This window comes from Polyangiaceae bacterium (assembly GCA_020633205.1).
GTDB lineage: Bacteria > Myxococcota_A > Polyangia > Polyangiales > Polyangiaceae > JAHBVY01.
On the sequence record JACKEB010000016.1, the window covers coordinates 365,325 to 391,403 of the forward strand.

Sequence of the window (26,079 nt, forward strand, 5' to 3'; positions counted from 1 at the left end):
GACTTGAGGTGAAGGAGGGCGCCGCGAGCTACGCGGCGCTCGCCCTCGGGAGCGCGGGCACGGGCGTCGGCGGCATCGGCGTGCGCGACGCGAGGACGTTCAACGTGCGGCAGCGGTCGCGGTAGCAGGTGACGGCGACCGTGCTGTCGCCGCTGACGACGACCTGCATGTCGCCGCGCCGGATGGTGAGGCCGTCGCGATCGCGCTTCGCCAAGAGGGCGCCGCAGGCCTTGCAGCGGCAGTCGGTGGCGGTGGTGGACTGGGTCTTCATGGGCTGTCTCCTCGCGACCCACCGGTCATCGGCGGGTACGAGGGCAGCCTCGTTGGAGAGGGGAAGGTGGAAGCCAGGGCAGGATCGGGCGCCGGTTCCGGGGTCCCTCTCTCCCGTCCCCCAACCGGAAGCTCCGAAGCGGAGAGTCGCGGCGCCGGCTCGCGGACACAAAACAACAAGCACTCCAATAGCTTGCGCGCGCCTACTTGCCTGTAAGCAAGTAAGTGCTTACTCTCGTGCGTATGGGCGAGCTTCGGCGCACATCCTTGGATCGACAGGTCGAGCTGACCGACGCCGCGCTGCACATCATCGCGACCAAGGGCATCGCGGCCTTGAGCACCCGCAGCCTCGCGGCGCAGGTCGGGCTCTCGAGCGGCGCGATCTTCAGGCACTTCGCATCCCTCGAAGCGCTGCTCGACGCGGTCGTGACGCGCGTTGAAGCTGTTCTCGAGTCCACCTACCCGCCATCGACGCTTCCGCCCGTTGAGCGCCTCGAACGCTTCGTCGAGGCTCGAAGCACCGCGGTGGGCAATCAGCTCGGTATTCTGCGGCTCGTTCTCTCGGAGCAGTTCCTGCTCGCGCTCCCTCAGAGCGGCTCGGCCCGCCTTGCGGCCTGCGTGCAGAAGACGCGCGCGTTCGTGCTCGAGTGCGTGCGCCAGGGCCAGGACGCAGGCGAGCTGCGCTCAGATCTCCCCGCCGAGACGCTCGCGCCGATCGTCATGGGCACGGTGCAGATGCTCGCGCTCTCTCCCTCGAAGGCTCGGCAGCGAGATGCCGAAGCGCGCGCAGTTCTGGGCAGCCTGCTCGCGCTCCTCCGTCCGCCCGCTGTCGCTCCCACGTCGAGCAGAAAGAGTTCCCCATGATGCGTCTGATTCTCGCCTCCACTTTCTCGGTCGCTGCGCTGTCGCTTGGCGGCTGTGCCACGCAGTCCGCGACGCAGCACCACGCACCCACGCTTGGCGGACCAGCAAGTCGCGTCGTCGAGCTCCCCGGCACGCCGAGCGCGGGCGAGCCGCGCGAAGTGCGGGTGCTCGTCGACGAGCCCGCGTTGAAGCTCGCGAGCATCGTGCTTCGGGCCGGCACCGTGCTGCCGACGCACCACTCCGAGGTGCCGGTGACGATCACGGCGCTTCACGGTAGCGGCACCGTGGTGGCCGGCGCCGAGCGGCTGCGCCTCGACCCCACACACGCGGTCGTCCTTGCGCCGAACGTTCCGCACTCCGTCGAGCCGGACACCGGGACCGACCTCGTGCTCCTCGTTCATCACCTCGGAAGTGGAGAGGAGCATCACCAATGAAGACCGGTCGCTACAACGTCGGCGTGGGCCTGCTCGTCATGGCGGGCTTCATGCTCTACGGGTTCCTCCTCATCTACCTGCGTGACTTCGCGCCTGACAAGGAAGCCTGGGTCGCCAGCTACTCGGTTGGTAAGCACTTCGAGGCCCGCCTCGCGCACGTACACGGGAACCTGTTCGCGCTGCTCAACCTCGCGCTGGGGTTCGTGCTCGTGCGTCTCGCGGCGGCGAGTGACAGGGCGCGCACCGCGGCGGCCGGGCTCGGCCTCGCGGGCCTCCTGATGCCCGCCGGCATTCTCGGTGAGGTGTACCTCGGGCTCTCGCCGATCTTCGTGCTGCTCGGCGCCGTGTCGATGACGGCTTCCGTGGTGCTCACCGGCGTGCTCGCGCTGAAGCACTGGGGTGACGCAAGGAGCGCGACATGACCGGCGCGACGGTTTCCTATCCCCAACCACGCTTGAGGCTTGGCCGCTGGGCGCTCGGCGCGACAGCCGTCCTGTTCGGCGTCGCGACGTTGGTCGAGGGGGGACACGTCCTCTTCGGCGGCCCCGCCGCTCGACAGGAGGCCGGCAACGTCGTCTCGTTCGTGCTGCTGTTCAACTTCGGCGCGGGCTTCGCCTACGTGCTCGCAGGCCTCGCTGCGCTGCTCGGCGGGTCATGGGCCACCTGGATCGCCCGAGCGCTCGCGGTCGCGACGCTGGTGGTCTTCGTCGCGTTCGGCGTGCATGTGCTCGCGGGTGGTGCCTTCGAGCTGCGCACAGTCATCGCGATGACCCTGCGCTCCGGGTTCTGGGTCACCCAGGCGCTGCTCCTGCCGCGCGTGCTCGATCGGAGGATGCCATGAAGGAACGTTGGTCCAACGCGAGCGTCGCGCTCCACTGGCTCGCTGCAGCACTCATCGTCGGACTGGCGACGGCGGGGTTCGTCATGACGGACCTTCCGGCTGACTCGAGCGGGCGGCTGCTCATCTCGCGGCTGCACACGCTCGGTGGGGCAACGCTGATGCTGCTCACGGTCGCGCGTCTCGTCGTCCGGCGCCGCGGGCCAGCGGTGAGCCCACTGCCCGTCTCGGACCTGCACCGCCGAGGTGTCGGCGTGATTCACGCGCTCCTCTACGTGGTGACCTTTGGCATCGGCGCCACTGGCTTCGTCACCGGGGCGCGAAGCGCGTGGCCGGACTACCTGCGAGGGCAGCTCGCGGAAGCCCCGGCGCTCGAGGCGCTCGCGTCGCGCGAGGCGCACGAGGCGCTCGTGTTCGCGCTGCTCGGCCTCGTGCTCCTCCACGTGGGTGGCGTGATGCTCCAGCAGGTTCGCCAAGGTGGAGTGCTCAGGCGGATGGTGCCGTTCCTGGGCGCTGAGTCGCCTGCTCGCGAGGGAGGTGCGCGGTGATGTCCGCGGCTGCTTCGACCGTCTTCCGTCGAGCGCTCGGCCTCGTACGGCGCGGCCTATGGGGCGTCGTACTTGTCGCGGTCGTGTTACTCGTCGCGTGGTTCCGGGTCTGGTCGCCGGTCCGCGTGGAGGTCGCTCGCCTCGACCGCGGCACCATCACGCAGGAAGCGTTCGGACGCGGAACCATCGAGAGCCAGCGCGAAGCTGCCGTGGGGTTCGACCTGGTGGGACGGCTCAGCGACGTTCTGGTCGATGAAGGCGCGCGCGTCACCCTTGGCCAGGAGCTCGCTCGCCTTGAGACAAACCAGGCCCAAGCGGACCTTCGCTCTGCCCAGACGGGCATCAGCGCAGCACGCGCCTCATTGCAGCGACTTGCCGCGGAGGAAGAGCGCGCGCGGGCGCTCCTCGCAACTGCCGAGCGCGAAGCGACAAGGACGCAGGCACTCGCTGACGCTGGGGCAGTTCCTGGTCAGCAGCGCGATGAGGCGAGCGATCGCCTGCGTGTGGCGCGCGCGGAGCTCGATCGCGTCCTGGCCCAACGTTCCGAGGCGACTCGTGGCATCGACGTCGCGACGGGCGGTGCAGAGCAGCGGCGCGTCGCCATGGTACGAGCCACGCTACTGGCGCCCTTTGATGGCCTCGTGACACGCAGGCTGCGCGAACCAGGTGACACGGTCACCATCGGCTCGACGGTGCTGCGCATCGTCGACACGAACCGGGTGTACGTCAACGCCGCGGTGGACGAGACGATGCTTCCGCTGCTCGCGGTGGACCAAAGAGCTGCCATCTTCTTTCCGGGCACGGATGCGTCATTGACGGGCCGCGTGACGAGGATCTCCTGGGAAGCGGACCGCCAGACCCACGAGTTGCTCGTCGAGGTCACGCCTGAACGACTTGAGCGGCGTGTTGCCATCGGCCAGCGCGCCGATGTGCGTGTCGAGGTCGGGCGTCGAGAGCATGTGCTTCGAGTTCCGATCCGCATGGTCCAGCACGACGATACGGGAGCCTTCGTCTACGCCGACCGCGATGGCAGGATTGCTCTGGTCCGGCCGAGGTTCGGCCTCACGGGAAGCGACCAAGTGGAGGTGCTGGACGGACTCGCGGAGGGGGACGCGGTCCTGTCGGCGCCGGGCGTGGTCGCGACGCTCCCGCTCGGGCGGCGCTGGGTGGCACCATGAACTTGGCGCTGCGGGACGTTCGTAGGCATCTGGCCCGGTTCGTGGGTACCGCTGCGGGGCTCGGGCTTCTCCTGAGCGTCGTCGTGGCGATGCAGGGCATCTACGCGGGGATGGTCGATGACGCCACCATCCTCACCCGCGCAATGCATGCCGATCTCTGGCTCGTTCAGCGCGACACGCGCGGTCCGTTCGCGGAAGGATCTCGGCTCGACCCGAGCGTCGAAGCGCGTGCGGCCGCGGTGCCTGGTGTTCGCACCGCGCGTCCGTACACGTATCAGCTCATTCAGCGAGAGCACCGCGGCGCTGTGATGCGCATCGCGCTCGTTGGCCTCGGCTGGCCCGACGACCCCGGGCGCTCGTTGCCGCTCGTGCGGGGGCGACGTCTGCAGCAACCACATGGAGAGATGATCGTCGACGCCTCGCTCGGGCTTGGCATCGGCGAGAAGCTGATGCTCGCGGGCGAGCACTATCGCGTGGTGGGGCTTACGAGGAACGCGCTCACCTCCGGTGGCGACTCCGTCGCCTTCATGACCGTGAGCGACGCCGAACTCGTCGCGTTCGACCAGCCACCTGAGGCTGCTGTGCTCGAACGTCAGCGCGTCGTGGAGCGCCTGCGCCGCACCGACCTCGGCCGTGGGCAGCCCGCGCTCGAGGACCTCGCGACCGACCCCCGCTGGCGCGCACCTGCGCTCGCATCGCCCCCGGTAGCCGCCGTGCTCGTCGAGGCGGACCCGCACCGACTTGCCGAAGTGCGAGAGGTCATGCGGAGCTGGGGCGACGTCAGCGTCTACTCGCAGAGCGAAGAGGAAGCGCTCCTCCTCGGTGGCGTCGTCCAGCGGGCCCGAATGCAGATCGGGCTCTTCACCGCGATCCTCACGCTCACGGCTGCAGTGATCGTCATGATGGTCATGTACAACCTTACGCTCGAAAAGACGCACGATCTCGCGGTTCTAAAGCTCATGGGTGCGCCGAAACCGCGCCTCCTTGGCCTCGTGCTGCAGCAAGCCTGGCTCCTCGGTGCGTTGGGCTATGCCGTCGCTTTCGCGCTTGGGGAGATCGTCTTCCCCATGTTCCCTCGGCGGGTTCTCATCACCGAGACCATCTCCATGGTGGCTCCGATTGCCACGATGGCGATCGTCACGCTCGCGAGCATCCTCGGACTCACTCATGTCATGCGCATCGACCCGTCGCGCGCGCTGGAGGGCTGACGATGGAAGACGCAGTGCGCGCCGTGGACCTGAGCAAGACATACGGAGTGGGTTCGGCCGCGGTGAAGGCGCTGGACCATGTCAGCCTCACGATCGCGCGCGGTACGGTCGCCGCGTTGCTCGGTCCCAGCGGCTCTGGCAAGTCCACGCTCATCAAGGCGCTCGGCTTCGTCTCGCCTGCCGATGCTGGTGAAGTGTTCTTTGAGGGGCGCCTCGTCGTGAAGGACGGCGTGCCGCTGGCAGATCTTGCCTACCTGCGCAGGCGGCACCTCGGCTTCGTGTTCCAGAAGGCGAACCTGACGTCGTTTCTCACGGCGCGGGAGAACGTCGAGATCGCTTGCGAGTTCGGAGGCAAGAGCGACGGCAGGAAGCGCGCTCGCGAGCTGCTGGACTACCTTGACGTCGCGGGCCGTGAGCATTCCTATCCCGAGATGCTGAGCGGCGGCGAGCAGCAACGCGTGGCCATCGCCAGAGCGTTGGCCAACGAGCCTTCGCTGATCCTCGCGGACGAACCGACGGCCGCGCTCGACAGCGTTCGCAGTCGAAGCGTCATGGAGCTCTTCCGAAGGGTCGCGCACGACCGCGGGGCTGCGGTATTGGTGGTCACTCATGACCACCGCGCGCTCGAGGTCTTCGACGTCCTGTACGAGATGGAGGACGGGCGGATCCGGCCTCATCGAAACGAGCGCTCAAGTGTGTCAGCGTCGCAGTGAGCGGTGCCTGGACGGACGCATACCCAGCGGCGGCGAGCGCGTCGCCGGCCCCTCCGCACCTCCCGGAGGATCGTCACAGCGCGCTCGCTCACTTGCGAAGGCCTGAAGAAGGCGCGCTCAGCGCTGGGACATTTTGACGGGCCGTGGACAGTCCCAGGACGGCCCTCTGTCCCTTCTTTCTCTCTTCTTCTTCAATAGTTACGTATCTCTTCTCTCTCTGGACAGCTTTTGACGGGTAGGTCTACTCAGAAGCGATTCGCGATTTCTTCGCGAGGGTCCCCTCGAGTCATCGGCCCTTCGAAAATGAGATCTCGCTACGCCTGTGGTGCTACCCGCTGGCGGCTGTCCATGTCCGCGAGGGCGCGCAAGTGCCTGCGGTTGCTGGCGAAAGAGGGCGTTGGCGGGCGGTCGGGACGGAACAGGTAGCTGTCCTGCTGTCCCAGCCGAGCGTGCGGGCCAGGGCCGCGTTCGCGGTGGTGTCCCAGCGCGTCGGGCGAGGTCGCGTTTTCGTCCCCATGAACGCGCGCCAGCCCGACGAGCCGATCCCGTTCCTCACGAAGGAGGAGCGCGACGCGCTCGTCCTCGAGTTCCAGCGCCTCGCTGCCCGCCTCGCGCAGGTAAGGCTCATCGCGCCTGCGACCTCGACGCGCCTGATGCGGACCATCCACCGCGAGCGGCGCCTCGCCGATGAACGGCAGGGCCACCTCGCAGACCTGGTGTTCAACATCCTGGTCAGCATCGAGGACGGCACGCTGAAGGAGGGCGAGCACTTCGCCCGACTGCCCGACGAGCGCGTGGCCGTCCATCCCGAGGCGGTGGCCACGGCCCTCTACCGGGCCGAGCGCGGGCGGCTCCTCCGGCGCGAACTTCGCGCGCTCCTCGAGCTCGGGTGGCGGCACGAGCGCGAGGTCGTGGTCGCGCGCTCCGAGCGCGTGCGCTTCGACCACGAGGGCGACCGCCGCCGCTGCGCCGTCCTCCACCTTCCCTCGGCGCGGAAATTCGTCGGCGGTCGCTCGAAGCCTGTCCCAGCCCGCTGAGCCGACCCGCGTTTCCTTCCCCACCGGCGCTTCGTGTCGCCGGCCAGGAAGCGCATGGCCATCAAGGACCTCGTCAGACCGGAGCTGCCGCCGCCGACACCGGCCGCAGAGCGACCGCCGAACATCACCTGCGAGAAATACACGCGGGGCGAGGACGGCAAGCGCTGCATCCACTTCCAGCAGGGCGGCACGTGCGCCTTGCCCGACGAGTTCGTCTGCACCGAGTGGCAGAAGCACAACGGGCCGAACAAGCGCACGTTGCCCGTCGTCGCGCCTGCGCCCGTCGTCGAGCATGCGCCGGCACCGAAGCCCGTCGCGCGCGACCTGTTCGGCAACCCGCTGCCCGACGTCGCGCAGCCCGCGGCGAAGGTCTCGACGGCGCCTGCGCCGATCGCGCTCCTCCCGAAGCCCGACGCCGACGCGCAGCCCGCAGTCGACGTCGATCAGCTTCGCGGCTTCACCACCGAGGACATCGAGAGCTTCAAGGCGCTCGGCGTCGAGGTGCTGCTGCACTCGGAGACCTACGGCGACGTGTGGCTGGTGCCCGCGTACACGGGCCGCGAGCGCAAGGAGATCACGCCCGAGCACGCCGCGACGCTCGCGCGCGTCATGAGCGTGTTCCCGGGCTCGCACATCGTCTCGTTCGAGAAGACCGCCAAGACCAACAACCCTGAGCGCCGAGAGCGCCCCCTCGAGGAGCGCTCATGACCAACGTCGCCCCGTTCAAGAACCAGCATCTCAGCTACAGCAGGCTCTCGAGGTTCGAGACCTGCCCGCTCTCGTACCGCCTCCACTACATCGAGAAGAAGCAGGCCGAGCCAGGGCTGCCGCTCCGGTTCGGCAAGACCATCCACGCCGTCCTCGAGCGCCTCATCAAGGAGGTCGTCGACGACGAGCGCACGGGCCCGCTCTCCGAGGAGCGCGCCATCGAGCTCTATCGCGAGGCGTGGGGCGCCGAGCGGCTCACCGGCATGGACGTCTTCGCCGAGGGGCTCGCCATCCTCCGGCGCTTCATCGCCGAGCAGGGCGTCGTCGACCACCGCGACGTCCTCGCCATCGAGAAGGAGTTCCGGCTGCCGGTCGGGCCCTTCGAGGTCCTGGGCTTCATCGATCGCGTCGACTGGATCGACGACGAGACCGTCGAGGTCATCGACTACAAGACCAACCACCAGCTCTTCACCCGCGACGAGGTCGACACCTCGCTGCAGATGAGCCTCTACGAGGTGGCGGTGCGCCGCCTCTGGCCGTGGGCGAAGAAGGTGAAGCTGACCTTCTGGATGCTGCGCCACGGCGTCCGGCAGGAGACGACGCGCACCGAGGAGCAGCTCGCCGACGCGCTCGCCTACGTCGAGACGCTCGGGCGGCAGACGGAGACCGCGACGGAGTACCCGGCGCGCCTCAACACCAACTGCTCCTACTGCGACCACCGCAAGCAGTGCCCGGCCTACGCCGACGCCCTCAAGGGCAAGCGCGAGTTCATCGTCGAAGACCTCGCCGATCTCGAAGGCGTCGCCCGCGAGCGCGAGGAGGTCGCTCGCCTCGCGAAGGCGCTCTACGCGCGCAAGGAGGAGCTGGAGGACATCCTCAAGGCGCAGCTCAAGGAGCGCGACGAGCTGGTGCTCGGCGGCGTCCGCTACCGGATGTTCGCGACCACGAGCCTCGACTACCCGCTGGAGCCGACGCTCTCGTTGCTCGCGGACGCGACGGGCCTCTCGCGCGACGAGGTGCTCGGGAAGCTCGGCGCCATCGACAAGAAGGCCCTCGACGCGCTCCTCAAGTCGCTGGGCAAGAAGCTCGACAAGCCGCGCGTCTCGCTGCTGAAGGCCGAGCTCGAAGCGCACGCGGACAAGCGCATGTCCCCGCGCCTGTGGGCGAAGGAGGTGGCGTGATGCTGCTCCCGCCGCCCCTCGACCCGGCGTCGGCAGCCGCCGCGCCCATCATCGCCCACGACGCTCCGCGCCTCGCACGCCGGGCACCGAAGACGACCATCGCCTTCGTCGACCTCGAGACCACCGGGCTCGATCCGTCGCGGCACGACATCATCGAGATCGGCATCGTCCGCGTCGACGCGCGCACGCTGGAGGTGCTGGACGAGCACGAGGCGCTCGTCGCACCCGAGCGTCTCGGAGAGGCGCAGCTCGACGCGCTGGCGATCAACGGCTTCACGACGGCGGCGTGGGAGCACGCGCTCCCGCTCCGCGAGGCGTTGCTCGAGGTGGCCCCGCTCCTCGACGGCGTTCTCGTCGCCGGCCACAACGTCGGCTTCGACTGGGCCTTTCTCGAGGCCGGCTTTGGACGTGCCGGGCTCGCGCTGCCGAACGTCGACTACCACCGGCTCGACACCGCGAGCCTCGCGTGGCCGCTGGTCGTCACCGGCGAGCTGCCCTCGATGTCGCTCGATCCGCTGGCGAAGCTGCTCGGGCTCGAGCGCCCGCACCTGCACCGTGCGCTCGCCGATGCCCGCTGCTCGCTCGAAGTCGCCCGACGCCTGGTGGAGCGCATGCGCGCGGGCGGCCTGGTTACCGGGCTCCCGGTGGATGAACGGCAGATCTGCGACGCGCTCCTCGGTCGTCTCGCGCAAGGTCGGCGTCAGTACGGGCCGTGGCGCCTCGATGACGGGCGCGACTACCCGAGCGAGGCCTACGCCGAGGTGCTCGACGGTCTGCACTACACGGCCGCCGAGCTGGTGCGCCGTCGTCGCATCGAGGCAGGTCGGCGTCGCCGCGTCTACGTCTGCCATCCGTTCGCGAACGACCCGGCCGGCAACATCGAGCGGGTCCGCGCGATCAGCCAGTTCCTCATCGACGACGGCGCGCTCCCCATCGCGCCGCACCTCTACCTGCCGCAGCTCATCGACGAGACGAACGGCCGCGAGCAGGCGCTGGCGCTCTGCCTCGAGCTGCTCGCCACCTGCGACGAGGTCCGCGTCTTCGGCGAGATCGTCACCGAGGGCATGGAGCGCGAGCTGCGCGAGGCGAAGCGGCTGGGCATCCCGGCTCGCTTCGTTCGGGAGGTGCGGGCATGAGCGGCGCGCACTCCCGGAGGAAGGGCGCTGGCTTCGAGCGCGAGCTCGTCCAGCGCTTCCGCGAGGTCATGCCGGACGCGAGCATCCGGCGCGGCCTCCAGTTCCGCACGGGCGAGGAGACGCCCGACGTCGACTGCCCGGTGTTCTGGCCCGAGGCCAAACGCGGCAAGCAGCCGAACGTCCGGGGCGCGCTGCGCCAGGCCACGAACGCCGCGCCGCCCGGACGCATCCCCATTGCCATCATCCGCGACGACCGCGCCGAGCCGTTCGTCGCGCTGAGCCTCGACGACTTCCTCGAGTTCGTCGCCGAGTGGTGGGCGCGGAGGGACAAGTGAAGAGCGCCCTCCGCAACGACCTCGAGCGGCTGCGTCGGGACGCGCTCTCCGAGCGCCACCGCCATGCCTTCGAGGCGGGCCGCGCGAAGCAGCCCGCCATCGCGGAGCACGCCGACGCGGCCTCCGTGCTCGCCATGCTCGACGACGAAGCGGAGGGCACCTACGCGGCGCGCGAGGCGCTCACCGAGGCGATCATCCGCGAGCACCGGGCGAGCCGCGCTGCGGTGTGGGCGTCCCTCCTGCTCGGCGCGTTCAAGCCGATGCTGGTGCGCCTGCGGGGCCGCCTCGTCAGCGACACGGTGCCGGGCGACGAGCTCGACCAGCTCGTCGTCACCGCGTTCCTTGCGGCGCTCACAGAGGTGCCACTCATGGATCGCCTGCCGATGCGGCTGCGCCAGCGCACCGAGCGAGCGCGAGGCTAGCTGGCGCGGCTCCCGGTCTTCGCTGCCTCCCAGGTTTTGGCGGCGTAAGGCGTCGCACGACGTCTTAGGTGGGTGGCACGCCGAGCCGGCTGCTGGATCAGCAGCCGGCGTGCTTCTCCGCGCGAATTGCGACGTCGGCGTTGGCGAGACCCAACAAGGTGAGGCCTCGCCAACCCCACCTCTCGCAAAGCTCCGCACGGGCACGATGGTGTTCATTGCGGGGCACGCCCCGCTTGGCGCGCACCTCGGCAACCAGCGCTGCGCGCTGGCACTTGCCTCGACTTCGCGCCCGCGCAGGCGCGAACAGAAAGGGAGCGATTCCCATGCGCTTCCGCAGCTGCCTATGGCAGCCTAGGAGGCGGAAGCGCGAGGCTAGCTGGCGCGGCTCCCGGTCTTCAAAACCGGTGTAAGGCGTCGCACGACGTCTTAGGTGGGTTCGATTCCCATGCGCTTCCGCCGCTTCCGCGGCGAAGCGCGTGGGAATTCCGAACCCGGGTGGAATGACGTTAGCCCCCGGCGCGCTTCAGCATGCCGTTGTAGGCGCGCACGGTGAGTTCGGTCTCGCCTTGGACCCAGTCGCGCATCGCGGGTGCGAGCTCGCCTTCCCACAGGGGGCTGACTCGCAGCGTGAGGAACTCGGTGTAGAGGGCGCCTAGGATTTGGTCGAGTTGCTCCACGAGCAACATGCGCTCGTAGAACACTTCGTCGCCCTCTTCCACTACCGCGGGGATCTTCAGGTTCGAGACGGCGAAGGCGACCGCGTCGAAGCTGAAGCTGAAGTTGAGCTTGCCGTGGTTCAGCTGAATGCGCGCGCGCACCGGCATCTTGCCTTGCTTCATCGCGGTCAGCGCCTCGGGGGAGCCGCTCGGCGCCATGCCCTTCAGCGTCGTGCGTTCGCCCGAGTCGATCTGCGACTCCAGCACCAGCTGCGTGTCGAGCCAGACTTCGATGGTTCCGAAGCCTTCCACCTCGAGCTCGGAGCCGAAGAGCTCACTCTTGAACCACAGCCACACCAAAAACTCGGGCCCGATGAAACGCGTGTTCTCGACGGTATCGAGGTCGACGCTCGCGTGTTCTTGACCGCTCATTCGCCGATCCTCTTGGCGTTCTGAGTGAAGAAGATGGTCTCCTCCACCCCACGCAGAACGTGGAGTTGCTCGTCGGTGAGGCCACACTCGACCGCCGCCATGAACGGGCTCTCCGGGACGATGCTCAAACCGAAGGTCTTCTCGAAGAGCGCCGCCAGCTCGTCGTGCAGGCGCCGCGAGTTGCTCCAGAAGAGCACCACTCCGGTGTCGAGATTCCAGCTCACGTCGTAAGCGCGCATCACCGGCAGGGTGCGTTTCCGCAGGCGAATGGTGATGCGCTGCTTCAGGTCCGCCTTTTGTGCGCGCCCCAGCTTGTTCAAGCCCTTCTTGGCCTTGAGCTCCTCTTCGGCTTCTTGAAGCTGCGCCTTGAGTAGCGCCGGCGGCACGCGCCAGCGGTCCACGCGCATGCCAATGTTCAGGTACGAATTGTAGAACACCTTTTCGTGGTCGAACTCGAGGTCGAAGACGCGATCGATCACGCACCAACCGCTGCGCTCGCTCTCTTCGTCTTCCGCAGTCAGCGGCTCGAACTTGCGCAGCTTGATGTTCTTCATGAAACGGTCTCGAAAACCGTCTGGCAGCTCACCGCGCACGAAGAAGCGGGTGAAACTGAGCGCTCCGCGTAAGGCTCCCACTAGGTCTGCTCTCCAATTTTCGGGGCGGCGCGCTGCAACTCGAGCTCGGCGCGCGACCGTTCGCTAGGGCGCGTAGCCACACGCCGACGCCGGGTCAAGGTTCCGTCGCCCCCCGCTATTTGTTCGCGCTGTTGAGCAACGCGCTGAGCTTCTGATCGCGCTCCAGGTAGCCGCTGGTGAAGACAGAAACAACCGATGGCGCGGACGCGGAGCCTGGGTCGGCGCTCCCTACCCCGCCGCGGATCGGGTTCTGAATCAGGGCAACCAGGCCCTTGAGGGGGGAGGCCGTCAGCTCGCAGTGAAAGCGCTCTTCTGCGCCGGAGCGCCACGCGTGAACCAAGCGGTGCCCGCCAAGATCGCTGCAAACGACCCGTGAGGTTACTTCCGCCTGGAAACGATACACCCCCACAGCGTCGCGCTCGAGGTAGCGGACGGATGCGGCGATGCCACCGGGGAGCTTTCTCTCCCCCAAACAAAAGCCGAAATCAGGGGTTCCACGGGCGGCGCACTGCTCGCCCTCCACATGCTTGTCGTCGGACTCACGCAACTGCTTCACCCAGTCGATGAACGGTGTGAGCGGCACGCGCTCTGCCGCTCGGGCCTGCTCCCGGGCGCGTTCCTCGCGCATGCGCTGCTCTTTGCGGTCAATCTGTTGCTGAATGCGCGAGAGGTCGAAATCCAGCTGCTTGTCGCAGGTCTTCCGGGCCTCAGCGAGCTTCGCTTTGGCTTGCTCCAGATCATCTTTCAGCGCCGCGTCTCGCGCCGCATCGCGCGCAGCTGTGCACTCCGGGTTTGCGCCGCGCTTGCAGCCCGTGGTCAAGACCAGCGCGCACACAAGGGTGATCCACTGAGGATGAGTTCTGCTGAGCAATCCGCGCACGCTGAGTTAGGCATACCGCAGAGCAGCGCTCGCGCACACACTCGCGTGGCCGAGGTGCGACGTCTGGCAACGCTGGTGCGCCTCGGGTATAGCCCCGGTGTGACTGAACGACGCACGCTGTACCCGGAAATCGAAGCCTACGAGAGCGGTCAGCTCAAGGTGAGTGACGTCCACTCGCTCTACTACGAGCAGTCGGGCAATCCTCAAGGCAAGCCGGTGGTCTTTCTCCACGGCGGCCCGGGCGGAGGCAGCGACCCGAAGCAGCGTCGCTTCTTCGATCCAAAACACTACCGCATCGTGCTCTTCGACCAGCGTGGCTGCGGCAAGAGCACGCCTCACGCGTGTTTGGAAGACAACACCACCTGGGATTTGGTGGCGGACATCGAGCGCCTGCGGGAGCACCTCGGGATCGAAAAGTGGCAGGTGTTCGGCGGCTCCTGGGGCAGCACGTTGGCTTTGGCTTACGCGGAGAAGCACCCGGAGCGCTGCACGGAGATCGTGCTGCGCGGGATCTTCATGCTGCGGCCGAAGGAACTCAGCTGGTTCTACCAGGAGGGCACGAGCCGCTTGTTCCCCGACGCGTGGGAAAAGTACCTGGCGCCGATCCCCGAGGAAGAGCGCGGGGACTTGATGCGCGCGTACCACAAGCGCCTCACCAGCGATGATCCGAAGGTGCGCCAAGAGGCGGCGCGCGCCTGGAGCGTGTGGGAAGGCTCGACCAGCTTCTTGTTCGTCGATCCCGAGCACGTGGCCCACACCGCGGAGGACGACTTCAGCCTCGCGTTCGCGCGCATCGAGTGCCACTACTTCGTGAACGCCGGCTTCTTTGACGAACCGAACCAGCTGCTCAGGGACGTCGATCGCATTCGTGATATCCCTGCGGTAATTGTGCAGGGGCGTTATGACGTCGTGTGCCCGATGGAGAGCGCGTGGGAGCTGCACCGCGCCTGGCCGGAGGCAGAGCTGTGTATCGTGGCGGACTCGGGGCACTCGGCGTTCGAGGCCGGCATCACGGATCAGCTGGTGAGGGCGACGGATCGCTTTCGCGACGCTTGAGCCGCGCCCAACCGCCGCTCGAGATTTTCTCCACGGCGACCCCGAGGTCGCTAGCTAAGTAGCGAATACCTCGGGGGAAATCCCCGATCCGATATTCCCTACAAAGCCTGTTGCAACAATCGCAGCAGTCCCGGCGGTTTTCTGGTAGCACCCGGACCGATCATGACGCTGGCCGTCGAAACCAAATCCCTCACGAAGATCTACCCTAAAGGCAAGGTCCATGCGCTCAAGGCGCTGGATCTCAAGGTACCGCAAGGTTGTGCGTTCGGGCTCCTGGGCCCCAACGGCGCCGGCAAGAGCACCTTGGTCAAAACCTTGCTCTCCATCATCTCGCCCACCAGCGGACACGGCTGGTTGCTCGGGACGGACATCTCCAACAAGGAGGCGCGACGCAATGTCGGCTACCTCCCTGAAGGTCACCGTTTCCCGAACTACCTGACCGGGCGCGGCGTGTGTCGCTACTTCGGTAGGCTCTCGGGCCTCGAAGGCGCCGAGCTAGAGAAGGAAATTGACGAGAAGCTCGAGCTCGTCGGCATGAAGGAGTGGGGGGACACGAAAATCGTCCGCTACTCCAAGGGCATGAACCAGCGCGTGGGCCTCGCCCAGGCGATGCTCGGCAAGCCGAAGCTCGTGATCTTGGATGAGCCGACGGACGGCGTTGACCCCGTGGGTCGCCACCAAATCCGCGAGGTTATTCTCAACCTGCGCAAAGCCGGCACCACGGTTTTGATGAACTCTCACCTGCTGCTCGAGGTCGAACAGATCTGCGATCAAATCGCGATCATGCACCACGGCAAGGTGCTCCAGCAGGGCAGCACCGACGACATCCGCAACGCGGTCAGCGTCGACGAAGGCACGGTCACCGTCGCCTTCGAGTGTGGCGAAATCTCCGATGAGCTGGACGAGAAGCTCGACAAGCTCGGCGAGCGAGAAAAGGGCGTCAGCGGGTTCGACATCACGCTGCCGGACCGCGATCACATCGACAAAGTCGTCGACCTGCTGCGTAAGAACAAGGTGAGCATCTATGCGGTCAAGCCCCGCACCGCGAACCTGGAACAGGCCTTCATCGACGTCATCAGCGCGCAAGAAGACCAGCACGTGGGAGGCAGCCGATGAACGCTTTCATGGCCATCGTTGGCGACACCTGGCGCCAGAGCAAGCAGCAGATCGTCTTCTTCATCCTGGCTGGTCTGTTGCTGCTCACCGGCATCGGCTTCATCGCCGGCTTCAAGGTCAAGACCAACGACGCTGACGAGAAGGTCCTCGGGTTCCCATTTGGTGGAGACAAGGCGCAGCTCAGCCTCGACTTGCTGTGGGACGCTCAGTACCGCGAACTCATCCATCAGGAGCTCGGGCACGACAAGGTGCTCAAGGAGAAGAGCGAAGCCTACGACGCCACCAAGGCGCGCTTCGAAGCCCTCGCGCGGAACCCCAGCGCAAACCAAGACGACATCCAGAAGGCGAACGACGACCTGACGGAGCAGCGCAAGGACCTCAAGGCACTGCAGCAAAAGCAGTCCGAGGAAGCTCAGGAGGTCGTCGAGAACCGCACGAAGAACCTGAACCGCTTGGATAAAGGCGTGGAGATGTGGCTCCACTGGGCGGTGGAGTTCCTGTTCAAGTTCTCCATGTGGATATTCATTGCCGGCTGCGCGGGGTACTTCCCCAATATGCTGTCGGCTGGCGCCGTAGACATCCTCGTCTCGAAGCCGGTCACTCGCGCTCAGCTGTTCTTTGGCAAGTTCCTCGGCGGCCTGGTGCTGTATGCGGCGCTGATCACCGCGGTTTACTTCGTGGTGTTCCTCGGCGTGGGGATCCGCACCGGCGTATGGCACCTGCGCTTCTTCGCCGGCATTCCCACCACGATCTTCGCGGCAGCGTTGCTCTACTCCATCGTCGGCTGGATCGGCGTCTTCACCCGGAGCACCGCGTTCGCCATCATCACCGGTTACCTCTTCTACTTCATCATCGACACGTTCGTCGGCTGGACCCAGAAGCTTGGGGACGTGTTCGCGTTGGAGGAGGGCTTCAACACCCTGAAGAGCATCAGCGATTTCGCCAAGATCGCCTTCCCCGGCTTCGACCGCTTGGAAGACGCAGCCGCAGCAACGGTAATGAACGTGCCGATTTGGGAGTTCCAGCCGTTCCTCGTCGCTTCGTTGTGGATGGCGATCTGTCTCGGCACCGCCTACTGGCGCTTCCAGAAGCTCGACTTCTAGAGCGCGCTCAGGGGGCGCAGCCAACGGCGCCGTCACAACCCACCAGCGCCCGACCTGCTAATCGGCAGGCTCGGGCGCTGCTGTTTCTAGTACCTCACGGATACGCCGCAGCAGCTCGGGTGCGCGATAGGGCTTGGGGATCACGTGTTCCCCGGGTTCGGGTGAGAAGACACCGCGCGCGCCCAGATCGTAGCCGCTGGTGAACAGCACCCGGGTGCTCGGGGAGAGCTTCTTCACCGCTTCGCGGACCTCCCTCCCCCCCAACTTGGGCATCACCACGTCGAGCAAGATCAGATCAACCTCAGACGCGTTGGCCTGAAAAACCTCCAGCGCCTCTTCCCCGTCAGCAGCGACGAGCACGCGGTAACCCGCCTGGGAGAGCAGATTCAGCGCCAGCTCGCGCACCATCGGTTCGTCCTCGACCACCAGGATCGTCTCCTGACCACCAGGCACTTCGTCGAGGGTTTCCGGGCGGCTTTGCTCCGGGCGGCCATCGGTCAACGGCAGCTTCACCTCGAAGCAGGAGCCCTTCGCCGGCTCGCTCTCCACGCTCACGAGGCCCGCGTGTTGGCGCACGATGCCGTAGACCACGGAGAGCCCGAGGCCGGTCCCCTTGCCCGGCTGCTTGGTGGTGAAGAAGGGCTCGAAGATGTGTTCCTGGATTTCCGGCGTCATGCCGCAGCCATCGTCGAGCACGCGCAGGCTCACGAACTGCCCCGGTGCGGCCCAGGGCTGATCGGCGGTGACGCGCTCGACCTGTTCAACGACGGTTTCGAGCCGAATGGAGCCGCGGCCTGAAACGGCGTCTCGCGCGTTGAGCGCCAGGTTGACCACTACCTGCTCGATGGCGCCTGGATCCGCGCTGACGTACACCGCCTCAGCGCTGGGAGTGAAGCTCAGCTCGACACCTTCACCCAGGAGCCGCACCAGCATCTTCACCAGGCGCTCGAGCAGCTGGTTCAAATCGAGCACGATGGGGCGGATCACCTGACGCCGACTGAACACCAAGAGCTGCTGGGTCAGCTCAGCGGCGCGCTCAGCGCCTCGACGAATTTCCCCAAGGATATCTTGAACGCGCACAGGATCATCGTTGACCCCCAGCGCGAGCTCCGCGTTTCCGAGGATCACCTGCAGCAGGTTGTTGAAGTCGTGGGCCACGCCTCCGGCAAGCTGCCCCACGCTGTCCATCTTCTGAGCTTGGCGAAGCTGCTCCTCGAGCGAACGATGCTCCCGCTCTGCGCGGCGCCGTTCGGTGACGTCCTGCACGGCGCCGAACACTCGCAGGGCCTTGCCTGAGTCGTCGGTGATCGTCTCCCCTTCGGCCCACACCTCCCGCACTTCACCGTCGGGCCAGACGACGCGGAACTCGAGCGGCCGGTTGGTGAAGCTCGACATATCCGCGCGGGTCGCTTGCTCGAACTTCTTGCGGTCTTCCGGGTGTACCGTGCGGATCGCCCCGCGCGCACTGCCATCGAACTCGTCGGCCGGCATCCCGAAGATGCGATGCATCTCGTCCGTCCAAACCACGATGTCCCGTTGCAAGTCCCAGTCCCAGGAGCCGACCTTCGCGATCTCCTGTGCCTTGCGTAGCAAGTCTTGACTGCGGCGAAGTGCGTCGGAGGAGTCTCTCCACGCGGTAATGTCGAGCACGCTGTGCACGGCGCCGAGCAAATGACCATCTACCGGGTGCTGCACCAGCAGCACCTGATGCATCGCCCAGGTGACCAGATCTTCCCTGCGCCGCAGGCCCATGCGAATGGGACCCTGGTTCTCCCCAGTCTGGATCGCCTTGGCGAAGGGTTCTTCTTCCGTGGGGCAAGGGCTTCCGTCATCGCGCAGGCACAAGAGTTCCTGGTTCGGGCGCAGATCCCCATGTTCGTCTCGGTGCAGCCCCAGGATCGCAATCGCCGCCGGATTCGCCTGGAGCACGAGTCCATCGACTCGACGATGCGCCACCCCGACGCCGAGCAGATCGACCATTCTGCGCTCCGCCCGCTGCCACACTTCGCGCACCACGGGGTCGCCGGCCGACGGCCCCAGGTTGGCCCTGCCAAGTGGCGAGACGTGGCGCTCTTCGAGATTCGGACGCAGCACGCCCTCGGCACTCGAGCTCGCTGGGGGCTTGTGCGTCGACATGGGGCGCTTTGACGCTACCCCGATCCACCACAGATCAGCAATCCACGCGGGGAACGTGTAGGGTGCGCCGAGCGATGCGTGGCGCGCCCGGGCGCTGCACCGAAACTACAGTTCTCAGCAACTGCACACCCGAGTCCCAGTGCCGATCCAACAAGAACCAAGTCGCTTGAGTGGGCATCGTCCAGCAAACCTCGCGTCCCGCCCGTGGCAACACTGGTTTGGTGACCTGACCAACGACTCGCGGCCGCGAGAACTCCATGGCGTGAGCGCCCACGATGGTGTGGAGCTGGCACTTTGGCGCGTGAACGGCGGGGGTGAGCCGGTGCTCCTACTTCACGGGTTGGGCTCGAACCGCCTGGGTTTCGACTGGCCCGGACGCTCGTTCGCCGAGTGGCTGGCGGCGCGGGGATATGACGTATTCCTCCCGGAGCTGCGCGGACACGGGCGAAGCGAACGCCCAGGACGCGGCTGGGATCTCGACGACTACCTCAACCAAGATTTGCCCGCGCTGCTCTCCGCGGTGACCGCGCTCTCGGGCCGCCAGCAGCTGCATTGGATGGGGCACTCGATGGGTGGCCTACTCTGGTTCCTACTCGCCACCCATGGCGATCCCGTGGCTGTGCGCTCCGCGATCGCGCTGGGTTCGGCGCTCGACTACCGGCCCGGAGCAAGCGGCTTTCGCTCCCTGCTTGGCTTGAAGCCCCTTGCTCGCAAGCTCCCGAGCTTGCCTTACGGTGGGCTCATGCACTGGCTAGCTCCGCTATTCGGTCGCGCCCACGCGACGCCAGACGCCTTCAACGTGCGCCCATCCAACGTCGAGGCGCCGCTCAACCGTCGACTCCACGCGAACGCCTTCGAGACGATTCCGACGGCGCTCCTGGAACAGTTGAGCTCGGCATTCGAACCGACGGGCTTGTCGAGCCGCGATGGCAGCGTGCGCTACCTGGAGCCGCGCCAGGCGCTGCAAACTCCCACCCTGCTGGTCGCTGGCTCCCACGACCCACAAGCCACACTAGAGGCGATTCGCGCCAGCGCCACGCTGCTCGGTGACGCCGCCCAAGTGCTTGAACTCGGCCGTTCACAAGGCTGCCGAGACGAGTATGGTCACTGGGACTTGCTGATTGGGCGACGTGCGCCCCAGGAAGTGTGGCCGAAGCTGCTCGGTTGGCTCGAGCAGCATGCAATGACGAAATGAGCAGTTCCTCCCCCTCCCGCCAGCCGGGCGCTCTCGAACGAGTGCTCGGGCTGATCACCGAAGTTCGTCCAGGCGAGAGCGCCGGCGCGCTGCTCCTGACGCTGAACGTCTTCTTGCTGCTCGCCGCCTACTACGTGATGAAACCCGTGCGCGAGGGGCTGATCCTCGAACTCAAGGGTGGCGCGGAGCTCAAGAGCTGGATGAGCGCGGTGATGACCGTGCTGCTCGTGTTCCTGGTGCCCGCGTACAGCGCCTTCGCCAACAAGGTGAAGCGCAACCGCCTCGTGGTGTCGATCACGCTCTTCTTTGCCTCTCACCTGCTGCTGTTCTGGCTCGGGAGCAGTTCCGCGTGGATTCGCGAGCGGATGGGCCTGGTGTTCTTCGTCTGGATCGGCATCTTCAACATGATGGCCGTCGCGCAGTTCTGGGCCTTCTCGAACGACCAGTACACGGAAGAGCAAGGCAAGCGCCTGTTCGCGCTGGTCGGTCTCGGCGCGTCCCTGGGTAGCGTCGCCGGGAGCAAGCTCTCCTCCAGCTTGCTTCCAGCGATCGGCTTGTATCCAAACCTGTTGGTCGCGGGCGGGATGCTCGCTGCCTGCGCCGGGCTCACCCAGCTAGCCTACGTAGCCAACAAGGAGACCCGGGAAGCAGCCGAAAGAGCCGAAGCAGCTTCCGCAGACTCCGGGTCCGGGGATGGGGGTGAGGGAGCGCCGAAAGGCGACGCGCGCGGCGGCTTCTCCTTGGTGCTCTCGAGTCGCTACCTCACGCTGATCGCGTTCTTTTCGTTGGCGTTCTCGATGGCCAACACCAACGGCGAGTACATGCTCGGGAGCCTGTTCAGCGCCTCGGCGAAGGCATTGGCCACAGCGGGTGAGATCCCCGCGGATCAGGTTGGTCGCCACATCGGCTCGATGTATGCCGACTTCTTCTTCTGGGTGAACCTGATTGGGGTCACGCTGCAGGCCTTTGTGGTGTCGCGCTTGGTCAAGTATGGCGGCATCAAGGCAGCGCTGCTCGCGGTGCCGCTCATCGCACTGACCAGCGGCATCGCGATCGCGTTGTTCCCGGTGCTCGCGGTGGTGCGCATCGGCAAGACCGCGGAGAACTCCTCCGACTACTCGATCAACAATACCGCGCGGCAGCTGCTCTGGCTCCCGACGAGCGCGGACGTGAAGTACAAGGCCAAGCAGGCGGTCGACACCTTCTTCGTGCGCTCCGGCGACGTGTTGAGCGGCCTCTTGGTGTTCATCCTCGTCACCTGGCTTGCGGCGCCGCTCCGCACCTTCGCCATCTGCAACCTGGTGATGGTGGTGCTCTGGTTGGTGCTCGCGCTAGCTATCGTTCGCGAATCGAAGCGGATGCGCTCGGCGCGCACCTCGGATCCGGCAGCCGACGAAACAGCGGGCGAGCAAACCAGCGCCTAGCTCCGGGAACGGTGTAGGCACATGGCACCTCTCCCCCAATAAGCCCCTATCTTCGCCGACCTAGAGGCAGCTCGCCCCCGCGGACCGATCGGCAAACCAGAGACGCGCGAACCAGAGAGCCGGCGAACCCGTGAACACGAAACAAGTTCATGGTTTTGCGCTGCCCATCGACTTGCTCGCGAGCAACGTGTAACGATTGAGCGGTGAAAGATCCGGGTCGCACGCTGCAGTACGGGGAACCCGCAAGCGCTCCAGGCGCAGACTCTCGCCCGATGAACAAGACGCCGGTGATGGATCCGCGGGAGATGGCTCCGGCGCCTCCGGCGCCTCCGTCCCCGGTTCCATTTCCCGCGGAGCACCGAATTTCCAACCCGGATATCTCACCGGTGTTGCCGCCACTGCCTCCAGGCGCGCCTGCGTGGATGCAGCGGGCCCGAGAGCTCTCAGGTTCCCTCGAGTACTGTATCCAGAGCGGCAGCCCACCGAGCCCACAGCTGCACGCTTGCATGGATCGGGCGTGGGAGTCTTGGTACCCCGAGGGCGTCAGCTGGCGAGACATCCAGCGCACCATCAAGGTGATCCAGCGCGTGGACGAACAGCTCCGCGCCACGCCGCCCGAAGGCGAGTCTGCGCTGGTAGTCCTCGCGGAGGTCACGCGGCGCTCACTACCCAGCGCGATCCGGCGCATCGCTCCGCTCAGCACCGTCGTCAGCATGCTGCGTGAGCTTCAGCGCGAACGCATTCAGAGCCTCGCGCAACGCCAGGCGCTGGTGAAGCTGCTCGGCTGGCAGGACATGGTCGAGCGCTGGGCTCACCGCGTGATTCAGCTCGTCAATGAGGGTTGATTCGGGCGACCCAGCGCTTTTGTTGGGCGACTCGCTAGCTCAACGCACCTGAATCACGACCTTGCCGCGCGCTCGCCCCGTCTCGGCATAGCGGTGCGCTTCCACGATCTCCTCGAGGGGATACGTCCGATCGATGAGCGGCTTCACGCTGCCATCCTCGACCAGGTTCATGATGCGCCCGAGCAGCTCCCCGTCGCTCTTGCGCATCAGGTTTGCCGCACGCTTGCCCTTGAGCCGCGCGCGCAAGCTGAACCCAAGCATCTGTACCCCAGCGACCAGCACACCTAGATTCGGGCCATACTTTTCCGTTGCCGTGGGGATACCAGCCACGATCGAAGCCAGGGCGCCACCCTTCTTCAGGACCTTGAACGCGCGCTCCTTGTGCTCTCCACCAAGCGCATCGAGCACGATGTCGTAGTCGCGCAGCACCTCGTCGTATTCCTCTTTGGTGTAGTCGACGACCCGGGTGGCGCCGAGGGACTCGACCAGCTCCACGTTGCGTGTGCTGCAGGTCGCCGCGACCTCCGCCGCTCCAAAGTGGCGAGCGAGCTGGATGGCGACGCTACCCACGCCCCCCGCCCCAGCTTGGACGAAGACCTTCTGCCCTGGCTCCAGGCGCCCGAAACCGAACAGAGCCTCCCAGGCGGTGAGCGCGACGAGCGGCAAGCTCGCGGCCTCTGCGTGGGTGATGCGCGCAGCCTTCTTCGCCACCATCGCCTCGTCGATCGCGACGTATTCCGCGTAGCAGCCCTGCCGTCGATGGGTCGGTGAACTCACGACCTCATCTCCCACGCGGAAACGTTTGACCTTGGCTCCCACCTCCACGACGACACCCGAAACGTCGAGTCCAAGCGTCCACGGCAGGCGATAGCGGATCACCCCGCGCTGGTAGCCCCCGCGGATCTTGAAATCGACGGGATTCACGCTGCTCGCGTGGACCTCGATCAACACGTCCCTGGGGCCGCACGTAGGCTCGGTCGTGTTTTCCACCTGGAGCACACTCGGGGGGCCGTACGTATGGATTCGCGCAGCAAGCATGGTGGCGCGATATCAGGCGACCATGGCAGGTTGTCAACCTTGGGTTTTCCGCACGCTGTGCGGCGATTGGGGGTTGCCTTCAGCAGCCTCGGGTCACAGGCCAAGATTGCTGTATGGGATTACGAGACCACAAATCATCACTGCGCCCTGCTACCACGCGCCGCTTTCTCGCGGGCCCGTGTGTGAGGGCGCTTGCGGTCCTGCTCAGCGCGAGCGCCACGGTCGGCGCCCAGCAGCTCGAGGAAGAACCAGACACCGCCACTCGCGGGCTCCTCCTGGACCTCGAGCGCATCCTCGACTCCCAGGAAGGAAGCGGCTGGTTCCTCGACCAGCACGAGCTCGATGAGGCGTACCCGACGTTGCTCGAGAGCGTCTGCCGTGCCCCGACCAGCGCGCGCCAGGCGGCGCTGCGCGAGGTGGAGCGACGAGCGAAGCGTGCGGGGGATCCGCGCGCGAAGTTCGAGCGGCAGCATGAGCTCGACAGCGAAACGGAGGCGGCGCTGCACGCGACGCGACGGCTGCAGCTGCTCCAGGCGGCGCTCGACGGCGCCGAGGCGGACTGCCCGTTTTGGGTCGAGCCCGACGCCGAGTTCACGGGGCGCCAAACGGACAATGGCGGCTGGACGCTGAACCTGGAGACTGGTGGAGTGCTACAAGTGCGCCAAACGGAAGGCAGCTGGACCTATGGCGGTGGCGGCGCCGGACGCATCTTGGCTGGCAAGAACTTCGACGGTCCGCTGACGCTACTGTTTGGCGGTGAGTTTGGCGGCGGTGCGATGCTCAAGCCGAAGACGACCCCCTCTGAGTTCGTGCTCAATTATTTCCCCGCGGTACCCGTTGTGTTCCGTGTCCGCAGCGGCAGCTGGCACTACGAACTGGAGACGGCAGCCGTCAGCCTCTTCCAGGCGGACAACACCAACTTCAGCTTCGGAGGTCGCATTGGGGCCGGCATTGGACTCTGGGCTCTGCGCACTCGAAACGTCTTGCCCTGGGCAGGCTTCGCCGTCGCGTACGAGTTTTATCCCGAGGGCGGCAGCCGAGAGCGAGCGCACTTCTTCCGCGGCGGCCTGCGCGTGGGATTCAGCTTCGACGGTCAGTGAGCAGCAGAGGCAGGTGGCTTCGCGATGGCCTCCGCGGTCTGCTTGGCCGCGTCGGCTCGTTCCTTGGCGCGAGTAGCAGCTTCACCCTTTAGGCGCTTCTCGGCCGCCGCATAGCGCTTCGCCAAGTCTTGCCAGTAGCTTGCCTCCGCAACCTGCGGCGCAGTGAGCTCGAGCAGAAAGGCTGCATTGAAGGCCGCCATTGCGGCGACCTCTCCCTGGCCTCTCGCCAGGGTGTCGAGCGCCTTGACGTTTGGCTTCCAGTCACCGAAGCCTCCAAGCATCATCTTCGCGGCGTCATCCGGCGCTCCGACCATCGCCTCACCCAGAGCACTCAAGAGCTTCGCGCGAGCGCCGTAGGTCTTGTCCTTCGCAATGCCTTGGGCGACTTTGCCGGCGCGCTCGAAGTCAGCGCGCGTGAAGTAGCGCTGGCTCAAGTGGGCCAGACCGAGCGCGTAAATGTAGGTCTTTTCCGCCGGGAGCGGCTTTGCGCCGGGCGCTTCGATGCTCTGTTGCAACGTCGTGGGCAATCCACGCTCGTACACTCGGTCAAGCTCCTCCTTGAGCTTTTCCGCTGGGATCAACTTCCCGGCATAGTACGTCGGCATGGCACCGAGCCCTGCGACTTGGTCTGCGCCCTCGATTGCGGGCAACATCAGTTGCTCTAGGCGATCGATACGTCGCCCGTTGTAGAGCAACGAGAGCAAACGGTGGGCGCTACTGAGCCGGGCGTCTGCAATCGCGCCCACTTCGTGAAAGCGCCGCAGCCCCACCAGAGCCGCGTCTCGACCACGCGTCTTGCGTGGCTCGAGTGCTTGATCCAGCGCCGCGAAGTAGACTTCCTCCACGTCGCGGTCGCCCGCCATTTCCTCAGGGAGCCGAGTCTTTCGCATGAGCTCGACCATGCGCAAGTCAGCGAGTCCGGCTTGGATGGCCACCACGCCCATCGCGTAGCCGTGTAGCCCGGCTCCTTGCTTCGAGAGGCTGTCGATGGCCTTTGCCTGAGCAACCATCCACGGGGCGAGCCTCGAGCTCAAGAAGTCCAAAAATCGCGCCTTGTCGTACGGCGGCTCCAGACTCGGAGGCTCACCAGCCAGCCGGGCCAGGCGGGCGGCGACGCCGAGGCCGGTCAGCACCTCGCGCACCTCACCACTCGGCGCCGGAGCCCCCTCTGCGGGCTCGACCAGGACGTCCGCGCACTCGATCGGCGAGAGCTCCGCGACCAGCGCGCGCATCAACCCTGCTTCCACGCCCGGACAGCGCTCCCAGGCCAGCAGCTTGGTCGGAGAGGACAGACGCCCCTCGATTGCGCTGGCTATTTCCGCGGGGCATTCCTCGGCAGCCACCGGCTGCGCAAGCTGCCGACACTCGGCGCTCGGCTCGGGGATGATGTCTTCCGGCGTGGCCATCACCGGAGGCTCCGTGGGCGGCGCCACATTGGGCGCAGGTGTGGGCGCCGGAGACTCTGGAGGCGGCGGTGGAGCGCCGGCGCAAGCTGTAACGAGGCCGAGGAGTGCGACCGGGAGCAGCGACTTCATGGCCGCGAGCCTACACCAGACTGAGAGCGCTTGGGTTCTTCGACTCGGGGGCTGCG

General features: G+C 66.4%; 28 protein-coding genes and 1 tRNA gene. 22 read left to right on the plus strand and 7 right to left on the minus strand.

The window, feature by feature from the left end; genetic code table 11:
• Positions 1 to 28: 28 nt before the first annotated feature.
• Positions 29 to 271, minus strand: coding sequence for a hypothetical protein (locus tag H6718_26185; protein ID MCB9588929.1), 243 nt, complete (start codon positions 269 to 271; stop codon positions 29 to 31).
• Between the two features lie 242 nt (positions 272 to 513).
• Here H6718_26185 and H6718_26190 point away from each other — a divergent pair, with 242 nt between their 5' ends.
• The 15 genes from H6718_26190 (at position 514) to H6718_26260 (ending at position 11,328) form a co-directional block, all read left to right on the plus strand.
• Positions 514 to 1,134 carry a TetR/AcrR family transcriptional regulator gene (locus H6718_26190; GenBank protein MCB9588930.1) on the plus strand — a complete coding sequence of 207 codons (621 nt, stop codon included), beginning with the start codon at positions 514 to 516 and terminating at the stop codon, positions 1,132 to 1,134.
• A complete protein-coding gene (locus H6718_26195; protein MCB9588931.1) occupies positions 1,131 to 1,568 on the plus strand; it encodes a hypothetical protein in 438 nt (145 codons plus the stop codon). The genes H6718_26190 and H6718_26195 overlap by 4 nt, the downstream gene beginning before the upstream one ends.
• Complete coding sequence (locus tag H6718_26200; protein ID MCB9588932.1) at positions 1,565 to 1,990, plus strand: hypothetical protein; 426 nt, start codon at positions 1,565 to 1,567, stop codon at positions 1,988 to 1,990. Before H6718_26195 ends, H6718_26200 begins: the two co-directional genes overlap by 4 nt.
• Positions 1,987 to 2,409, plus strand: a complete 423-nt coding sequence (locus tag H6718_26205; protein MCB9588933.1) for a hypothetical protein — start codon at positions 1,987 to 1,989, stop codon at positions 2,407 to 2,409. The genes H6718_26200 and H6718_26205 overlap by 4 nt, the downstream gene beginning before the upstream one ends.
• Entirely contained in the window at positions 2,406 to 2,954 is a 549-nt protein-coding gene (locus H6718_26210) for a cytochrome b/b6 domain-containing protein (protein ID MCB9588934.1), read from the plus strand. Before H6718_26205 ends, H6718_26210 begins: the two co-directional genes overlap by 4 nt.
• Positions 2,954 to 4,132, plus strand: a complete 1,179-nt coding sequence (locus H6718_26215) for an efflux RND transporter periplasmic adaptor subunit (protein MCB9588935.1) — start codon at positions 2,954 to 2,956, stop codon at positions 4,130 to 4,132. Before H6718_26210 ends, H6718_26215 begins: the two co-directional genes overlap by 1 nt.
• A complete protein-coding gene (locus tag H6718_26220) occupies positions 4,129 to 5,340 on the plus strand; it encodes an ABC transporter permease (GenBank protein MCB9588936.1) in 1,212 nt (403 codons plus the stop codon). Before H6718_26215 ends, H6718_26220 begins: the two co-directional genes overlap by 4 nt.
• A 2-nt stretch (positions 5,341 to 5,342) precedes the next feature.
• Positions 5,343 to 6,053 carry an ABC transporter ATP-binding protein gene (locus H6718_26225; GenBank protein ID MCB9588937.1) on the plus strand — a complete coding sequence of 237 codons (711 nt, stop codon included), beginning with the start codon at positions 5,343 to 5,345 and terminating at the stop codon, positions 6,051 to 6,053.
• A 515-nt stretch (positions 6,054 to 6,568) separates the two neighbouring features.
• On the plus strand, positions 6,569 to 7,090 hold the full coding sequence (locus H6718_26230; protein MCB9588938.1) for a hypothetical protein: 522 nt from the start codon (positions 6,569 to 6,571) through the stop codon (positions 7,088 to 7,090).
• A gap of 54 nt (positions 7,091 to 7,144) precedes the next feature.
• Positions 7,145 to 7,798, plus strand: coding sequence for a hypothetical protein (locus H6718_26235; protein ID MCB9588939.1), 654 nt, complete (start codon positions 7,145 to 7,147; stop codon positions 7,796 to 7,798).
• Complete coding sequence (locus H6718_26240; protein ID MCB9588940.1) at positions 7,795 to 8,979, plus strand: PD-(D/E)XK nuclease family protein; 1,185 nt, start codon at positions 7,795 to 7,797, stop codon at positions 8,977 to 8,979. Before H6718_26235 ends, H6718_26240 begins: the two co-directional genes overlap by 4 nt.
• Positions 8,979 to 10,115, plus strand: a complete 1,137-nt coding sequence (locus H6718_26245) for a 3'-5' exonuclease (GenBank protein MCB9588941.1) — start codon at positions 8,979 to 8,981, stop codon at positions 10,113 to 10,115. The genes H6718_26240 and H6718_26245 overlap by 1 nt, the downstream gene beginning before the upstream one ends.
• Entirely contained in the window at positions 10,112 to 10,450 is a 339-nt protein-coding gene (locus tag H6718_26250) for a hypothetical protein (protein ID MCB9588942.1), read from the plus strand. Before H6718_26245 ends, H6718_26250 begins: the two co-directional genes overlap by 4 nt.
• Positions 10,447 to 10,872, plus strand: coding sequence for a hypothetical protein (locus H6718_26255; GenBank protein ID MCB9588943.1), 426 nt, complete (start codon positions 10,447 to 10,449; stop codon positions 10,870 to 10,872). Before H6718_26250 ends, H6718_26255 begins: the two co-directional genes overlap by 4 nt.
• Before the next feature lie 360 nt (positions 10,873 to 11,232).
• Positions 11,233 to 11,328: transfer RNA gene (locus H6718_26260), tRNA-Sec, on the plus strand.
• Positions 11,329 to 11,378: 50 nt separating this feature from the next.
• Here H6718_26260 and H6718_26265 read toward each other — a convergent pair.
• The 3 genes from H6718_26265 to H6718_26275 form a co-directional block, all read right to left on the minus strand.
• Positions 11,379 to 11,960, minus strand: a complete 582-nt coding sequence (locus H6718_26265; protein MCB9588944.1) for a hypothetical protein — start codon at positions 11,958 to 11,960, stop codon at positions 11,379 to 11,381.
• Complete coding sequence (gene rdgC, locus H6718_26270; protein ID MCB9588945.1) at positions 11,957 to 12,514, minus strand: recombination-associated protein RdgC; 558 nt, start codon at positions 12,512 to 12,514, stop codon at positions 11,957 to 11,959. The genes H6718_26265 and rdgC overlap by 4 nt, the downstream gene beginning before the upstream one ends.
• Before the next feature lie 196 nt (positions 12,515 to 12,710).
• Positions 12,711 to 13,466 (minus strand): hypothetical protein, encoded by a 756-nt coding sequence (locus H6718_26275; protein ID MCB9588946.1) that lies wholly within the window; start codon positions 13,464 to 13,466, stop codon positions 12,711 to 12,713.
• Between H6718_26275 and pip the strand changes: the two genes are divergently transcribed.
• The 3 genes from pip (at position 13,449) to H6718_26290 (ending at position 16,750) form a co-directional block, all read left to right on the plus strand.
• Positions 13,449 to 14,531: a prolyl aminopeptidase gene (gene pip / locus H6718_26280; GenBank protein MCB9588947.1), complete on the plus strand. Its 1,083-nt coding sequence runs from the start codon at positions 13,449 to 13,451 to the stop codon at positions 14,529 to 14,531. The genes H6718_26275 and pip overlap by 18 nt on opposite strands.
• A gap of 162 nt (positions 14,532 to 14,693) precedes the next feature.
• Positions 14,694 to 15,647, plus strand: a complete 954-nt coding sequence (locus H6718_26285) for an ABC transporter ATP-binding protein (GenBank protein MCB9588948.1) — start codon at positions 14,694 to 14,696, stop codon at positions 15,645 to 15,647.
• On the plus strand, positions 15,644 to 16,750 hold the full coding sequence (locus H6718_26290; GenBank protein MCB9588949.1) for an ABC transporter permease subunit: 1,107 nt from the start codon (positions 15,644 to 15,646) through the stop codon (positions 16,748 to 16,750). The genes H6718_26285 and H6718_26290 overlap by 4 nt, the downstream gene beginning before the upstream one ends.
• A 57-nt stretch (positions 16,751 to 16,807) precedes the next feature.
• On the opposite strand, the gene H6718_26295 is transcribed toward H6718_26290, so the two are convergent.
• Positions 16,808 to 18,886 carry a response regulator gene (locus H6718_26295; protein MCB9588950.1) on the minus strand — a complete coding sequence of 693 codons (2,079 nt, stop codon included), beginning with the start codon at positions 18,884 to 18,886 and terminating at the stop codon, positions 16,808 to 16,810.
• A gap of 139 nt (positions 18,887 to 19,025) precedes the next feature.
• Here H6718_26295 and H6718_26300 point away from each other — a divergent pair, with 139 nt between their 5' ends.
• The 3 genes from H6718_26300 (at position 19,026) to H6718_26310 (ending at position 22,350) form a co-directional block, all read left to right on the plus strand.
• Positions 19,026 to 20,081: an alpha/beta hydrolase gene (locus tag H6718_26300; protein ID MCB9588951.1), complete on the plus strand. Its 1,056-nt coding sequence runs from the start codon at positions 19,026 to 19,028 to the stop codon at positions 20,079 to 20,081.
• Positions 20,078 to 21,505: an MFS transporter gene (locus H6718_26305; protein ID MCB9588952.1), complete on the plus strand. Its 1,428-nt coding sequence runs from the start codon at positions 20,078 to 20,080 to the stop codon at positions 21,503 to 21,505. The genes H6718_26300 and H6718_26305 overlap by 4 nt, the downstream gene beginning before the upstream one ends.
• A 203-nt stretch (positions 21,506 to 21,708) precedes the next feature.
• The gene (locus H6718_26310; GenBank protein ID MCB9588953.1) at positions 21,709 to 22,350 is read left to right on the plus strand and encodes a hypothetical protein; all 642 of its coding nucleotides are present in this window, start codon (positions 21,709 to 21,711) and stop codon (positions 22,348 to 22,350) included.
• A gap of 39 nt (positions 22,351 to 22,389) precedes the next feature.
• Here the strand turns inward: H6718_26310 and H6718_26315 are convergent, their stop codons facing one another.
• Complete coding sequence (locus tag H6718_26315) at positions 22,390 to 23,388, minus strand: NADP-dependent oxidoreductase (GenBank protein MCB9588954.1); 999 nt, start codon at positions 23,386 to 23,388, stop codon at positions 22,390 to 22,392.
• 113 nt (positions 23,389 to 23,501) lie between these two features.
• Here H6718_26315 and H6718_26320 point away from each other — a divergent pair, with 113 nt between their 5' ends.
• Entirely contained in the window at positions 23,502 to 24,488 is a 987-nt protein-coding gene (locus tag H6718_26320) for a hypothetical protein (GenBank protein MCB9588955.1), read from the plus strand.
• On the opposite strand, the gene H6718_26325 is transcribed toward H6718_26320, so the two are convergent.
• Positions 24,482 to 26,023 (minus strand): hypothetical protein, encoded by a 1,542-nt coding sequence (locus H6718_26325; protein MCB9588956.1) that lies wholly within the window; start codon positions 26,021 to 26,023, stop codon positions 24,482 to 24,484. The two genes, H6718_26320 and H6718_26325, sit on opposite strands and share 7 nt — an antisense overlap.
• Positions 26,024 to 26,079 lie beyond the last annotated feature (56 nt).

What these genes read in the sequence shown, in the direction of transcription:
- H6718_26185 (MCB9588929.1), bottom strand. Translation starts at nt 271, where the DNA reads ATGAAGACCCAGTCCACCACCGCCACCGACTGCCGCTGCAAGGCCTGC.
- H6718_26190 (MCB9588930.1), top strand. Translation starts at nt 514, where the DNA reads ATGGGCGAGCTTCGGCGCACATCCTTGGATCGACAGGTCGAGCTGACC.
- H6718_26195 (MCB9588931.1), top strand. Translation starts at nt 1,131, where the DNA reads ATGATGCGTCTGATTCTCGCCTCCACTTTCTCGGTCGCTGCGCTGTCG.
- H6718_26200 (MCB9588932.1), top strand. Translation starts at nt 1,565, where the DNA reads ATGAAGACCGGTCGCTACAACGTCGGCGTGGGCCTGCTCGTCATGGCG.
- H6718_26205 (MCB9588933.1), top strand. Translation starts at nt 1,987, where the DNA reads ATGACCGGCGCGACGGTTTCCTATCCCCAACCACGCTTGAGGCTTGGC.
- H6718_26210 (MCB9588934.1), top strand. Translation starts at nt 2,406, where the DNA reads ATGAAGGAACGTTGGTCCAACGCGAGCGTCGCGCTCCACTGGCTCGCT.
- H6718_26215 (MCB9588935.1), top strand. Translation starts at nt 2,954, where the DNA reads ATGTCCGCGGCTGCTTCGACCGTCTTCCGTCGAGCGCTCGGCCTCGTA.
- H6718_26220 (MCB9588936.1), top strand. Translation starts at nt 4,129, where the DNA reads ATGAACTTGGCGCTGCGGGACGTTCGTAGGCATCTGGCCCGGTTCGTG.
- H6718_26225 (MCB9588937.1), top strand. Translation starts at nt 5,343, where the DNA reads ATGGAAGACGCAGTGCGCGCCGTGGACCTGAGCAAGACATACGGAGTG.
- H6718_26230 (MCB9588938.1), top strand. Translation starts at nt 6,569, where the DNA reads ATGAACGCGCGCCAGCCCGACGAGCCGATCCCGTTCCTCACGAAGGAG.
- H6718_26235 (MCB9588939.1), top strand. Translation starts at nt 7,145, where the DNA reads ATGGCCATCAAGGACCTCGTCAGACCGGAGCTGCCGCCGCCGACACCG.
- H6718_26240 (MCB9588940.1), top strand. Translation starts at nt 7,795, where the DNA reads ATGACCAACGTCGCCCCGTTCAAGAACCAGCATCTCAGCTACAGCAGG.
- H6718_26245 (MCB9588941.1), top strand. Translation starts at nt 8,979, where the DNA reads ATGCTGCTCCCGCCGCCCCTCGACCCGGCGTCGGCAGCCGCCGCGCCC.
- H6718_26250 (MCB9588942.1), top strand. Translation starts at nt 10,112, where the DNA reads ATGAGCGGCGCGCACTCCCGGAGGAAGGGCGCTGGCTTCGAGCGCGAG.
- H6718_26265 (MCB9588944.1), bottom strand. Translation starts at nt 11,960, where the DNA reads ATGAGCGGTCAAGAACACGCGAGCGTCGACCTCGATACCGTCGAGAAC.
- rdgC (MCB9588945.1), bottom strand. Translation starts at nt 12,514, where the DNA reads ATGAAGAACATCAAGCTGCGCAAGTTCGAGCCGCTGACTGCGGAAGAC.
- pip (MCB9588947.1), top strand. Translation starts at nt 13,449, where the DNA reads ATGAGTTCTGCTGAGCAATCCGCGCACGCTGAGTTAGGCATACCGCAG.
- H6718_26285 (MCB9588948.1), top strand. Translation starts at nt 14,694, where the DNA reads ATGACGCTGGCCGTCGAAACCAAATCCCTCACGAAGATCTACCCTAAA.
- H6718_26290 (MCB9588949.1), top strand. Translation starts at nt 15,644, where the DNA reads ATGAACGCTTTCATGGCCATCGTTGGCGACACCTGGCGCCAGAGCAAG.
- H6718_26295 (MCB9588950.1), bottom strand. Translation starts at nt 18,886, where the DNA reads ATGTCGACGCACAAGCCCCCAGCGAGCTCGAGTGCCGAGGGCGTGCTG.
- H6718_26305 (MCB9588952.1), top strand. Translation starts at nt 20,078, where the DNA reads ATGAGCAGTTCCTCCCCCTCCCGCCAGCCGGGCGCTCTCGAACGAGTG.
- H6718_26315 (MCB9588954.1), bottom strand. Translation starts at nt 23,388, where the DNA reads ATGCTTGCTGCGCGAATCCATACGTACGGCCCCCCGAGTGTGCTCCAG.
- H6718_26320 (MCB9588955.1), top strand. Translation starts at nt 23,502, where the DNA reads ATGGGATTACGAGACCACAAATCATCACTGCGCCCTGCTACCACGCGC.
- H6718_26325 (MCB9588956.1), bottom strand. Translation starts at nt 26,023, where the DNA reads ATGAAGTCGCTGCTCCCGGTCGCACTCCTCGGCCTCGTTACAGCTTGC.